This is a genomic window from Paenibacillus mobilis, assembly GCF_058267595.1.
The window spans coordinates 446,225-459,155 of the sequence record NZ_JBZCMS010000001.1 but is presented as its reverse complement, the minus strand read 5'-3'; the positions used below and the strand labels follow the sequence as shown (position 1 = coordinate 459,155).

The following is a 12,931-nucleotide window of genomic DNA, read 5'->3' as shown; positions in this document are numbered from 1 at the left end:
GACCTAAGGGATACGAACAAACAGACCTTTTGTAAATAAGGGGCGTCCTAAGTCAAATTGACCAGGGACGCCCCTCCGGCTGTCAGCCGCCTATATAGGACATGCTAATTTTCCCCCTCCGTGCCGACTGCTCGGTTCTTTCATCCGAATAACGGTCCGTGCGCCGCTCCCAAACACGTTTGATAGCTGCGATAATAGCTTCATCGTCCTCACCGCTTCGCAGCATGCCCCTTAAATCAAATCCTTCGGAAGCAAACAGACAGGTAAATATTTTTCCTTCCGAGGACAATCTCGCCCGTGTGCAGGAAGCACAAAACGATTCGGAAACCGAACTGATGAACCCCACTTCCGTCCCCCCGTCCCGATACCGGTATCTTACGGCAACTTCGCCCAAATAATCGGGTTCCACGGGCCCGAGATCGTAGACTTTGCTGAGACGTTCATAAATTTCCTGCTTGGTTACGACTTTCCTGAAGCTCCATCCGTTGTCGTTGCCGACATCCATGAACTCAATAAATCTCAGAGGAATCCCGATCTCTTTAAACAAGGCTGCCATCGGCAAAATTTCGGAATCGTTGACGCCCTTTTGCACGACCATGTTCACCTTGACGCTGAACCCGATTTCCCGGGCCAGCTCTATATTTTTTAAAATGACAGCAGGTTTGATCCCACGTCCGTTCATAATTCCAAACCGCTCGGGATTCAGCGCATCAAGGCTGACGTTCAGCCGGCGGAGCCCCGCTTCGTACAGCGGCCGCGCCTGCCTGCCCAGAAGCAGTCCGTTGGTGGTTAAACCCAAATCTTCGATTCCTTCCGTAGCAATCAAAGAAGCCACCAGGTCAGCCAGGTCTTTGCGGATCAGCGGTTCGCCGCCGGTCAGGCGGATTTTTTTTACGCCAAGAGAAGCGAACAGCCGGACCAGCCGGCGGATCTCTTCAAACGTTAGCAGCTCGCCTTCGGGAAGGAACGGGAAGTCATCGCCAAACAGCTCCTTCGGCATACAATAAGTGCAGCGAAAATTACAGCGATCCGTCACCGATATCCGCAAATCGCGCATGGGACGATGATGTTGATCCATTATTAGGTTTCTGCTCATGCGATTCCCTCCATTCCTTCCGGTTCATTCGTGCTGTCTGGTAAGGGCTGATCCCCGGTCTGATCAAGACTTATCCAGCGTGATATCGCTGAAGGTCCCGACATAACGGGCGTCTTCCCCCGTTTCGTCCTTGACGGCGCTGATCGTCAGCCATTCTAAATATGGCTGTCCGTTTTTGCGTTTGTTCCAGATCTCGCCCTGCCAAACGCCTTTCTCCTTGATTTCTTTCCACATCTTCCGGTAAAAATCCTCAGGCTGGCGGCCGGATTTCAGCACGCTTGGTTTCTTGCCTACCACCTCTTCCTGAAGATAACCCGTCAGCCTGCTGAAAGCCGGATTTACCGCTATAATTTTGCCGGATACATCCGTAACCAGAACGCCTTGGCCCGTTGAATTGAATACCTCGGACTGCATGGACAAACGTTCCTGGTAATACATCCAGATCACGATCACAAGACTGGCGAGCGCCACCTGGGACAGAAGCATAAAACCGATGGAATATTGGCCTGTTAATCCATGGATGGCCGACAATAGGATCGGAGGAAAAAATCCGCCGAGACCGCCCATCATCGAAACGATGCCGTTTACGATCCCGGATTGCTTGTTGAAGTAGAACGGAACCAGTTTAAAAATAACCCCGTTACCAATGCCGGCGCATACGGCGATGACCAGGCTTCCTACCGAATACAGGCCGATCGAAGGCGAAAAGGCAAGCAGAATGGCCGATAAAGTATAGGCAGCAAAGGTGCCAATCAGGAGAAACAGAGGCTGAAAGCGGTCTGCCAGCCAACCCCCTACCGGCCTCATCAAGGTTGCAACCGCTATGAAACCGGCTGTCCGCATGCCGGCATCCACCTTGTCCAGCCCGAAATTCGAGACCAGGAAGTTGGGCAGATAAACCGTAAAAGCTACAAACGAACCAAATGTGATGAAATAAAACAACGAGAAAAACCACATTTTCTGATTTTTGTAGACGCCTCTTACCTGCTCCAGGATCGGGGTCTTCACTTTTGTCTCTTTCCGGTCTCCCAGGAAAAAGTTTAAGACGATAAATAAGAGCAGCAAAATGAGATACAGCTTGACCGTGGGCGCCCAGCCGATTCGATCGGCTACGATCGGCGCCGCGAAGGTCGTGATCGCCGTCCCGATATTTCCCGCTCCGTACACGCCGTTTACGAAACCGTGTTTTTCTTTCGGGTAATATTTTGGCAGCGAGGTGACCCCTACCGAAAACACGGCCCCGCCAATGCCGAGAAACAAGCCGCCGATAATCAAATCGGTCATGCTTGAAGCCGCGCTTATGTAGTAAACCGGAAACAGCAGAAGGACAAAGCTGACCAAAAACATAATCCTGGCTCCCAGTATATTGGCATAATAGCCGAGCGGGATCCGAAGGACGGAACCCAGGATTACCGGGATTGCCGTCACTATGGACAATTGGTCCGCAGGAATTTTAATATCGTCGGTAATGTAGGGCATCAAGGAAGAAATAATGACCCAGATCATAAATCCGACAATCAGGTTCAGCGTCTGCAGGGGCAGCTGAATTTTTCTTATCATGTTTGCTCACCTTTTTCTACAATTTAGCTGGAAGGGCTCTGGTAGAATCATGGAAAATCCGCTGCGTACGATGGCATGGTCGTCTGCGATCACGATTTGTATCATGCTTCAGCCCTCTTCTCATTAGAGCTCTGTCAATTCCTTGACATTATTTTTTTCTTTGAAGGCCGTTTGGGTCAGGTTGACCATGGCCTGCAGCATTTCACCCGTCACCTGCATCCCGCTCCGGAAGGCCCCCAGTAAAACGCCGGCCACCCGCTCTTCGTTCCACAGCGGCACGGCCCCCATGCTCTTCAAATTTTCGGATTGGGCAATCGGATAATTGAACAGGCTGCCCCAGCCGACATCCTTTTCAACGGAAGAGATTAAAAGCGGCTTCCCGATCTTGAAGACCATCCCGGCTATGCCCTTCCCGGATTGGAGCACAATTCGTTTATAACGGTCGTTCCGGCTGCCGGAAACATATTTCCATTTGATGACATAGTTGTGTTCTGCCGGTTCAACAAGAGCCACGGCCATGAAATCAAAACCGAAGGTTTCCCGAGCCCTGTCGAGATCCTTCTGGAAAGCCACCTTATTGTTCATAGACTATCTCCTATGGAAACCGGAAAAGAAGGCTCAGACTTCTTTTTCAGTCGTTTTATGTTTGCGATACAGAATGTAACTTCTGCCGAGATAATTCAGCGGAACACTCCAGACGTGAACCAGTCTGCTGAACGGCCAGAAAGCCAAAATGCCGAAACCAAGCAGGGCATGCAGCTTAAAGGATAAAGGAACGTCCGTCATCAGCGATGCATTCGGTCTGAGCATAAACAGCCCGCGGAACCAGACGGAAATCGTTTCCCTGTAATCGAATTCGGGCCGCACGGCATTGGTAACCAGCGTGGCGAACATGCCCATGCAAACGATGATCAGCAGCAGCGCGTTCACCGCCAGGTCGGAAGCCGAGCTTAAACGTCGCACGTTCTTCATCGTAAAGCGCCGTGCCGTTAAAATGAGCATGCCGATCAGGGTCATCGCCCCGAAAATCCCGCCGATATAAACGGCGCCGATATGGTAAATATGATCATCCACGCCAAAAGCCCGCATCCAGGATTTAGGGATGCCGAGGCCCGATACGTGGCCAAAGAATACCGGAATGACGCCGAGATGAAACAGGAGGCTGCCGGCCATCAACCGTTTTTTCTCGATAAATTCACTGGATTTGGCGGTCCAGTTAAACTGGTCCGTCCGGTAGCGGAAGATATGGCCGACAACAAAAATCGCCAGGCAAAGATAAGGGTAAATCACCCATAAAAATTGGTTCAGCATGGTCATGACCCGGCAACCCCCTGTTTGACGCACGCTTTAAGCGTTGCACGCAGCCCTTTTACCAGATGGGCATAAGGACTGTTTTTCTTCTCCAGCGCTTTGAGCAAATGGTAAGTGCCGTCTTCGAGAATCAGAATCGGCATTCGAAAATTTTCAGGCGTGCGCGGGTCCTTTCTCCATTCTGCCGCATAGAAAAACTCGCACATCAGCGGGAGGAAATCCGGAAGCTCCCCTTCCGGCATGACCAGTCCGTATAATTCGTACAGCATTTTGAGCTTGGCCAGCATCTGCCCCCGCTCTTTGGCATCCTCAAATTTAAAATAAGTCATATAGAGCGCACAATGTTTGTCAAAATCAAACGTCTCCGTATACAGCTCCCGGATCTCTTCCATGCTCCGGTTCTGCATCAAAGACCAGTAGGCTTGAACCTCCGTAAAGGCCGGGTGCTGCGCATCAAAAGCCTCCTCCAGCAAAACGGGATGAAAGTCCAGTTTCTCCGGGTACATCAGCTGGCGGGAGAAGAAGCCAAACGAGGTTTTGTACTCCTGCAGCCTGGATACGTCAATTGCCTCAATCACGCCAGATCCCCCCGTAAAAATTCTCGCCAAATTCCTTGCCCGATTCCTCGGTTTTGACCGGAGCCGGCTGTACGGCGTTCATGGACTGAACCGCATTCATCGACTGAACCGCTCCGCAGCCGCTGCAGCCCTGCCCCATGTCCATGCCGCCCATGACATGGTTAAAGCCGGTGGAGCCTTGAGCCCGGTAAGGATTCATCTGCTCCTCTTTATGTGAAGAAGGAATCACGAAGCGGTCCTCATATTTGGCAATAGCCAGCAGTCTGTACATCTCTTCCGTCTGAAGCGCCGTTAACCCCACCCGGTCAAGCCTGCTGTCGTCAAACTCCTGTCCGCTGGACTTGGCGCGCATATACGAGCGCATCATCGCCATCCGCTGCAGGGCTCCTTTGACCGTATCCGTATCGCCGGCCGTCAGCAGGTTCGCCAAGTATTCGATCGGGGTCCGCATTTCATCGATCGCCGGGAAAATCAGATCCGGATTTTGGATCGAATCCTTCCCCTCAAAATAGTTCATGATCGGGCTGAGCGGCGGAACGTACCATACCATCGGAAGCGTACGGTATTCCGGATGAAGCGGAAAAGCGAGTTTATATTCAATCGCCAGCTTGTAAACCGGGGAGTTCTGGGCCGCTTCGATCCAATCCTCGGAAAGGCCGTCCCGTCTGGCCTTGGCAATGATCTCGGGATCGTGCGGGTCCAAGAACAAGCTGCATTGTTCCTTGTATAACTCTTGTTCATCCGGTGTCGACGCCGCTTCAAGCACACGGTCAGCATCGTAAAGCAGAACGCCCAAATAACGGATGCGGCCCGTGCAGGTTTCCGAGCACACGGTCGGCAGGCCCGCTTCCACACGCGGGAAGCAGAAGGTGCATTTTTCGGCCTTGTTGGTCTGCCAGTTGAAATAGACCTTCTTGTAAGGGCAGCCCGTCATGCAGTATCTCCAGCCTCGGCAGGCCTCCTGGTCCACCAGCACGATGCCGTCTTCATCCCGCTTATACATGGCGCCTGAAGGACAGGAAGCCACGCAGCTCGGATTCAGGCAATGCTCACACAGACGGGGCAGATACATCATAAACGACTGCTCAAAGTTGAATTTGATCTCTTCTTCGATCTTTTTAATATTCGGATCCTGCGGTCCGGTGACATGGGCTCCGGCCAAATCGTCCTCCCAGTTCGGGCCCCATTCCAGATTTATTTTGTCCCCGGTAACCGCGGAATGCGGTTTGGCTACCGGAGAGTGTTTTTGTTCCTTGGCTTGAGTCAAATGGTCGTAATTATAGGTCCACGGCTCATAGTAGTCTTTCATTTCAGGCATGTCGGGGTTATAAAAAATTTTGCCGAGCGCAACCTTGGAAAGCTTGTTCCCGGCTTTCAGCTCCAGCTTGCCTTTGCGCAGCTCCCAGCCGCCTTTGTACTGCTCCTGGTCCTCCCAGCGCTTCGGATAACCGATGCCCGGTTTGGTCTCCACGTTGTTGAACCAGATATATTCCGCTCCTTTGCGGTTTGTCCATGTAGTTTTGCAGGTAACGCTGCAGGTATGGCAGCCGATACATTTATCCAAATTCAGGACCATTGCGACTTGCGCTTTAATCTTCAAGCCAGTTAACCTCCTTCATTTTACGGACCGCCACATAAACATCACGCTGGTTGCCGATCGGCCCGTAATAGTTGAATCCATAGCTGAGCTGGGCATATCCGCCGACCATCTGGGTCGGCTTCAGGTGGATCCGTGTCGGGGCATTGTGGCTGCCGCCTCGCGTCTCCGAAATTTCCGAACCGGGTACGTTGATATGTTTATCCTGGGCATGGTACATGAACATCGTGCCTCGCGGCATCCGGTGGCTGACCACGGCTCTTGCGGTCACTACGCCGTTGCGGTTGTAAACTTCCACCCAATCGTTGTCGGCGAGATCGTGCTCCGCCGCGTCCTCATTGTTGATCCAGACCGTCGGTCCTCCCCGGAACAAGGTCAGCATGTGCTGGTTATCCTGATAAGTGGAGTGGATATTCCACTTGCCGTGCGGAGTCAGGTAGCGGAGCACCAGCGTATCCCGGCCGCCTTTGACCTCCTTGTCCCTCGGCCCGAAGACCAGCGGAGGAAGGGTTGGTTTATAAACCGGCAGCGATTCCCCGAATTGCAGGAAAATTTCGTGATCCAGGTAAAAATGCTGTCTGCCGGTCAAGGTGCGGAACGGAACCAATCGTTCGATATTCGTTGTAAACGGCGAATATCGGCGTCCCTGCTTGTTCGAACCGGTGAAGACCGGTGTCGGAATGACTTCCCGCGGCTGGGCCGTAATGCTCTGGAAGGTGATCTTCTCCGCGGCGCGGTCTGCGGAGATATCTTTCAGCGGAACGCCATGCTCCTTCTCGGCTTCCTCATAGGCCTTCTGCGAAACCCGTCCGTTCGTGGCCGACGACAAATGCAGTACCGCATCGGCCGCTTGTCGGGCGCTTTGAAGCTTCGGCAATCCGTCTTTGATCGAGTTGTCGTGATAGACGCCGTTCAGCTTCTTCATTTCCTCGTATTCGTCCGCTACCGAGAAGCTGACGCCGTGGGCGCCGACTTTTCCGGTTGCCAGGTTAGGACCCAGCGAAACGTATTTGTCGTGGATCTGGGTATAATCCCGTTCCACGATGCTGAAGTTCGGCATCGTCCTGCCGGGAACCGCCTCGATTTCCCCCTTGGTCCAATCCTTGATCAGCCCCATAGGCTGGGCAATTTCGCCGGCGGAATCATGACCGAGAGGCGACATGACCAAATCTTTATAGACGCCGGGCAGATGCTCCTTGGCCATCTCGGAGAAAACCTCCGATAGCTGGCGGTAGATATCCCAGTCCGAGCGGGATTCCCACAGCGGATTAATTGCCGGATTAAACGGATGGACAAAAGGATGCATATCGGTCGAAGATAAATCCGTCTTCTCATACCAAGTGGCCGCCGGAAGCACGATGTCCGAATACAGCGGCGTCGCCGTCATCCGGAAGTCGATGCTGACCAGGAGGTCAAGCTTGCCTTCGACATCGCCTCGCCACACGATTTCTTCAGGTTTTTGTTCCTCGTTCGGACGGGCCAGCAGAGCGTCGGAGGCCCCGAGCAGGTGTTTCATGAAATATTCCTGCCCTTTCGCCGAACTGGAGATCAGGTTCGACCGCCAGACGAACAGCGAACGCGGGAAGTTTTCGGGTGCGCCCGGATCTTCAACCGCAAATTTAGTGTTACGGGATTTGATCTCTTCCACCGAATGGCGGACGATCTCTTCATGCGACTTTTTGCCTGCCCGGGCCGCTTCTTCCGCGAACAGCAGGCTGTTCTTGTTGAACTGCGGGTAGGAAGGCAGCCAGCCGAGACGGGCGGCCAGCACGTTGTAGTCTGCAGGATGCCGGTAATGAACGTCGCCTGCGGTCGGAGATTTCAGCGAATACGTATCGCTTTCTTCATATCTCCACTGGTCCGTTGCAAAATAGAAAAACGAAGTCGCGTTTTGCTGCCGCGCTGCCCCCTGCCAGTCCTTGGCAAAGGCAATAGCCGACCAGCCTTCGATCGGGCGGAGCTTCTCCTGTCCGACATAATGGGCCCAGCCTCCGCCATTAACGCCTTGGCAAGCGGTCAGCATAACCAGGTTCAGGATGGAGCGGTAAATCGTGTCGCTGTTGAACCAGTGATTGATGCCGGCTCCCATAATAATCATCGAGCGTCCCCCGGTATCGAGAGCGTTCTGGGCAAATTCGCGGGCAATCTGTACGACCACGGACGCTTTAACGCCCGTAATTTTTTCCTGCCAGGCCGGCGTGTAATGGACCGTTTCGTCCTCGTAATTTTTGGCGTGATAAGAATTTTCAGCGTGATAAGAACTCTCCGTACGGGCGATGCCGTATTGGCTCATCATAAGGTCGTATACGGTAGCCGCGTAACGTTCCGTACCGTCGGCAAGACGGATTTTCATAGCCGGAATCATTCGTTTAAACGTCCCGTTCTTAACGTTGTCAAAATAAGGGAACACGATCTCCTCCCAATGCTCCCCATGGCCTTCTACGGTAAGAGCAGGTTCAACCTTCGTCCCGTTCTCACGTTCGAGGATCAGGTTCCATTTCTTGCCCTGCTCCCATCTTTGGCCCAAAGTACCGTTCGGAACCATCAGCTCCCCGGCGGCTTCATCATAAATAACCGGCTTCCAATCGGAATTCGGCGAAGTTTCTCCAAGATCGCTGGCTCTCAGGAAACGGCCGCCCTTCCAGGCATCCTCATGGGAATCAAGCAGAATAAGAAACGGCATATCCGTGTATTGTTTGGCGTAATTCAAAAACATCGGTTCCTTGCGGACACGGTAAAACTCATCCAAAATGACATGGGTCATGGCCTGGGCCAATGCGGCATCCGTGCCGGGATTCGGCGCAAGCCAGTTATCGGCAAACTTAACGTTCTCCGCCAGGTCCGGGGCTACCGAAACCACCTTGGTCCCTTTGTAGCGGACCTCGGTCATGAAGTGGGCATCCGGCGTGCGGGTAAGCGGAACATTCGACCCCCACATGATCAGGTAACCGGCATTGTACCAGTCCGAAGACTCGGGCACGTCCGTCTGTTCGCCCCAGATTTGCGGGGAGGCCGGCGGAAGATCCGCGTACCAGTCGTAGAAGCTGAGCATTTGACCGCCCAGCAGGGAGATAAAACGGGCGCCCGACGCATAGCTGATCATGGACATGGCTGGAATCGGAGTAAAACCTGCGATTCTGTCCGGCCCATACTTGCGGATGGTGTAAATCAGCTGCGCTGAAATCAGCTGCAGGGCATCCTCCCATTTGACCCGCAAATGGCCGCCTTTGCCCCGCGCGGATTTATACGGTTTGGTTTTCTCCGGGTCCTCCACGATGCTGGCCCAGGCTTCTACCGGGTCGCTATGCTCGGCGAGGGCTGCTTCCCACAGCCGCCAAAGCTTGCCGCGTATATAAGGGTATTTCACGCGCAGCGGGCTGTATTCATACCAGGAAAAGCTGGCCCCCCGCGGGCAGCCCCGCGGCTCAAACTCGGGCATGTCGGGCCCGCAGGAAGGGTAATCGATCTGCTGGTTCTCCCAGGTGATAATGCCGTTCTTGACAAACACCTTCCAGCTGCAGGAACCGGTGCAGTTCACGCCATGCGTGGTCCGGACTACCTTGTCATGCGACCAGCGCTGCCGGTAGACATTCTCCCACTCCCTATTTTTCTCCTCAAGAATGGACCAGTTGCCGGAATAGCTTTCTACGGGTTTAAAAAAATTAAGGCTTCTTTTTCTTTTCATTGAAATAGAACGCTCCTTTGCCTGTATAAGTCATGTCATCTAAAAGAGCCGCAACATCTATATCCTCATTATGAAAGGTGCCGTTTAGCGTGCCCATCAGGGAATGTCCTATGGATTGCGGGAAAATCCCTGTGTTTCTACGATAAAAAAACCATCCGGAGGACCGGATGGCTTAAGACATGGTTTAAACGATAAAAGGGGATATAAGCAAAATGAAAGCAACCATCAGCGCAGCAAAACCGAATTCCGCCATGCCGGTTTGCTTAACCTTCAAGCTTAAGCTTGGAAACCAGGCGGCGCGCAGCAGCAGGATAACGGCGGGAAAGATCATATAAAGATTGACGGTTGCGTAAATCCCGATATTTAAGAGATGATAGGTTATGGAGGCGTAATAGAACCTGGGGTTATTTTTTTCGCGAATGACGGTTTTGACGTATAAGACGGTTCCGACAAAATAGGCGGCCAACAACGCAAACCATTGCGCTGCTGCCCCAAATCCCTGGCTACTCCCTCCCCCCACATACACAACCGGAAAAATGAAGGAGCAAAAGACAAAAACGGCCATGATATCGTTGAGAAGCGCACGTTCGTTTTTTGTTTTTGCATAATAGATATTGGGGATGAAAAAAACGAGCAGCAGTATGCCATATCCGATCAGCATGGGGGCATACGCGATAAGAATAATCGCCAAAGGAAGCAAAATCGCCCCGTACAGCAGCGCGGGTCCGCGGTATCGGGCTTTATTTCCCGTCTTGATCCATTGCAGCACCGGAAAGCTGAACAAATAAATAACCAGCCAGCCAAGAAACAGCGGAATATGAATGATTTTTCCTTCCGAGACCGCCAGGCCGGCCAAAAAGGGAAGGACAAGCATCGCCCAGGCTCCGTGCTGCTTGGGAATGTACCTTGCCACAAACATTCTCCTTTAACTATTAAATTAGTAAAAGCGCTATGTAATATTGTAAGCAAGCCTGCCCAATCTGCCCATTAGGGAAAACCCTCGGAAGCTTGCCGCAGCCTTATTGCAGCCGCACCTCATATTCGCAGCGCTCGTCGCCATGCACATTGCATTTCACTTCCCGGACGCTGACCTTCCGGTTCAGGATTTTCTTAAGCGCTCCTTCCATGATGGCGCCCTCCAGATCGCACACCATCTTCTCTTCATCGACCGGCAGACCTTAGCAAAAGCAGTCTTCGACAGCGACGCAAAGGCCCCGCTCATCCTGGCCCACGATCATGGGCAACCTCTCCTTAGCGTTTACTTCATTAGTCCAAAATTTATAGTCAAGCTGCGAGAGCAGCCCGGTAATAAGAAACAACCTCAGCGTAACATGGCCTAACCCCTTCGATTGTGATTATAATCACAACCATTAGAGGTGCTCAGTAGCGCCTACTATGAGGATGCCCTTTTGACTTAAAAATTTCATTAAATCCTTTCTCAGCTGCACAATCTCATTGTTGGCACTATTCGCATAATCCGGCAGCCTCATATCCCTGACCATTTTAGTTCGCAGCCATGTCATAAAGAAGAGATCCAATAATAAGTTTGGAAATTTAAGCGCCCATTTAAGCATAGGCGGATCAATGGAAACGCCGGCTTGTTGTATGGCCCTTAGATACGTTTTTAAAGTGACTGTTATTTGGCGTGCCGTCTTTCCGGTTCCGGCTGTTTTGTTGCCCATTATATTATTTCCGGATTGCAAAATACTGAGCAGGGCAATGTCTGATACGGAATGTGTGATTAGATACGCTGGCATATCCTTTTTAATAACGTAGGGAAGCTTTGCTGTTTTAAATAATTTGGCGAGCTTTTCTATGCGTTCTGTCATTACGCCGTTCAATTCTCCGAATGCCGTTGCCGCTATGATCTTTGGCAGAAATCGAGGATATAAAACTCCCTCTTTAATCTGTCCGCCGAAGCCGGGAAAAGCGGGTAAAAGTCTATCCCCTACGATACCCAGCCACGAAGAAAATCCAATCGAATTATTAGTCATCGTAACTATATTTTTGCTTTGATTATCTTTTAGCGCTAATAAGGCTGATTCGGACCGATCATAACGAACGGTAACCAAAATATAATCGTATACATCGTCATTTTCGAGCGTATCTATGACCTTCACTTGTATCGATTTAACTGTACCTTTTTCTTTATATTGCAGGCCGTTTTCTCTTAAGGATTTAAAACGATTAGAATGGGCAAACAGGGTAACGTCAAACCCTGCTTCAATAAACTTGATGGCGTACATGCTGCCGATGACACCTGCACCGAAAATTAAAATTCGATTTTGTTTTGCTGACATTATAACACCCCTGCTTAGTAACCTTTTTTGATTATCCGACAACATGTTGTATGATGTGATCATAAAGCTTTATTATTTCTTGATCAACCATCAGTATTTTAGAATTTGTCGGATGATATTCTTATTCGCCAGCAGGAGGGCAACATGAAAAAGCAACCCCAAATCACGGAGAAAACAAATCAAAAGTTTGTAGAGGTTTTTTGTGAGTTATACAGCCAAAAGCCGATTGAGAAAATTTCAGTTCAGGAAATTACGAAGAAGTCCGGATATAACCGCAGCACCTTTTATCAATACTTTACTGACATTTATGAATTGTTGGACGCTGTTGAAAACGACTTATTGAATGACATGAAAAAAGAATTGGCGAATAAAGAGCTATCGATGCATACGGTGCAAGATACGCTTTATTGCCTGGACAAAAGAGAACATCTCCTGGTTCTTAATGCCCTTTTGGGCGATTATGGAAGTTCCCGTTTTTTAAAACGCTTAAAAAAAGAAATCAATTTGGGTCAATTAGAATTAAACGTTCCGCAAAACCATTCCTTAACGCCATACTTAATCGAATTTTACCTGACAACCTCCCTTACTTTGTTTCGTCTTTGGATCCAGCGTAAACAGGATTTATCATCAGAAGAATTTTTTAAATTAGTAGAGAACCTATTTTCAAGCGGGATTACGCCCTATTTAAAAGAATGAGTCTATCATTCAAACCACTCCCTAACCTACTCTTAATTGAAACTTTTAATATAGATATAACGTCTTAATTGAAGTTAATTATTTTGCAACAAAAAATTTGATCTTTTG

The 12,931-nt window shown here is 50.7% G+C and carries 11 protein-coding genes; 1 reads left to right on the top strand and 10 read right to left on the bottom strand.

Annotation, left to right across the window (positions count from 1 at the left end):
- Window positions 1-82 precede the first annotated feature (82 nt).
- The 10 genes from moaA to AC3ZPD_RS02140 form a co-directional block, all read right to left on the bottom strand.
- The gene (gene moaA / locus AC3ZPD_RS02185) at window positions 83-1,096 is read right to left on the bottom strand and encodes a GTP 3',8-cyclase MoaA (RefSeq protein WP_490982619.1); all 1,014 of its coding nucleotides are present in this window, start codon (window positions 1,094-1,096) and stop codon (window positions 83-85) included.
- Window positions 1,097-1,159: 63 nt separating this feature from the next.
- A complete protein-coding gene (locus AC3ZPD_RS02180; protein ID WP_490982618.1) occupies window positions 1,160-2,656 on the bottom strand; it encodes a nitrate/nitrite transporter in 1,497 nt (498 codons plus the stop codon).
- A 123-nt stretch (window positions 2,657-2,779) separates the two neighbouring features.
- Window positions 2,780-3,241: a GAF domain-containing protein gene (locus AC3ZPD_RS02175; RefSeq protein WP_490982617.1), complete on the bottom strand. Its 462-nt coding sequence runs from the start codon at window positions 3,239-3,241 to the stop codon at window positions 2,780-2,782.
- A 33-nt stretch (window positions 3,242-3,274) separates the two neighbouring features.
- Entirely contained in the window at window positions 3,275-3,973 is a 699-nt protein-coding gene (gene narI / locus AC3ZPD_RS02170; protein ID WP_490982616.1) for a respiratory nitrate reductase subunit gamma, read from the bottom strand.
- The gene (narJ, locus tag AC3ZPD_RS02165; protein WP_490982615.1) at window positions 3,970-4,545 is read right to left on the bottom strand and encodes a nitrate reductase molybdenum cofactor assembly chaperone; all 576 of its coding nucleotides are present in this window, start codon (window positions 4,543-4,545) and stop codon (window positions 3,970-3,972) included. Before narJ ends, narI begins: the two co-directional genes overlap by 4 nt.
- Complete coding sequence (gene narH, locus AC3ZPD_RS02160) at window positions 4,538-6,145, bottom strand: nitrate reductase subunit beta (protein WP_490982614.1); 1,608 nt, start codon at window positions 6,143-6,145, stop codon at window positions 4,538-4,540. The genes narJ and narH overlap by 8 nt, the downstream gene beginning before the upstream one ends.
- Window positions 6,135-9,827 carry a nitrate reductase subunit alpha gene (locus AC3ZPD_RS02155; RefSeq protein ID WP_490982613.1) on the bottom strand — a complete coding sequence of 1,231 codons (3,693 nt, stop codon included), beginning with the start codon at window positions 9,825-9,827 and terminating at the stop codon, window positions 6,135-6,137. Before AC3ZPD_RS02155 ends, narH begins: the two co-directional genes overlap by 11 nt.
- Before the next feature lie 184 nt (window positions 9,828-10,011).
- A complete protein-coding gene (locus AC3ZPD_RS02150; RefSeq protein ID WP_490982612.1) occupies window positions 10,012-10,740 on the bottom strand; it encodes a YwiC-like family protein in 729 nt (242 codons plus the stop codon).
- Between the two features lie 106 nt (window positions 10,741-10,846).
- A complete protein-coding gene (locus tag AC3ZPD_RS02145; RefSeq protein WP_490982611.1) occupies window positions 10,847-10,981 on the bottom strand; it encodes a 4-vinyl reductase in 135 nt (44 codons plus the stop codon).
- A 216-nt stretch (window positions 10,982-11,197) separates the two neighbouring features.
- Window positions 11,198-12,127 carry a ketopantoate reductase family protein gene (locus tag AC3ZPD_RS02140; RefSeq protein WP_490982610.1) on the bottom strand — a complete coding sequence of 310 codons (930 nt, stop codon included), beginning with the start codon at window positions 12,125-12,127 and terminating at the stop codon, window positions 11,198-11,200.
- A 144-nt stretch (window positions 12,128-12,271) separates the two neighbouring features.
- On the opposite strand from AC3ZPD_RS02140, the gene AC3ZPD_RS02135 reads away from it, so the two are divergent.
- A complete protein-coding gene (locus AC3ZPD_RS02135; protein WP_490982609.1) occupies window positions 12,272-12,823 on the top strand; it encodes a TetR/AcrR family transcriptional regulator in 552 nt (183 codons plus the stop codon).
- Window positions 12,824-12,931: the final 108 nt, after the last annotated feature.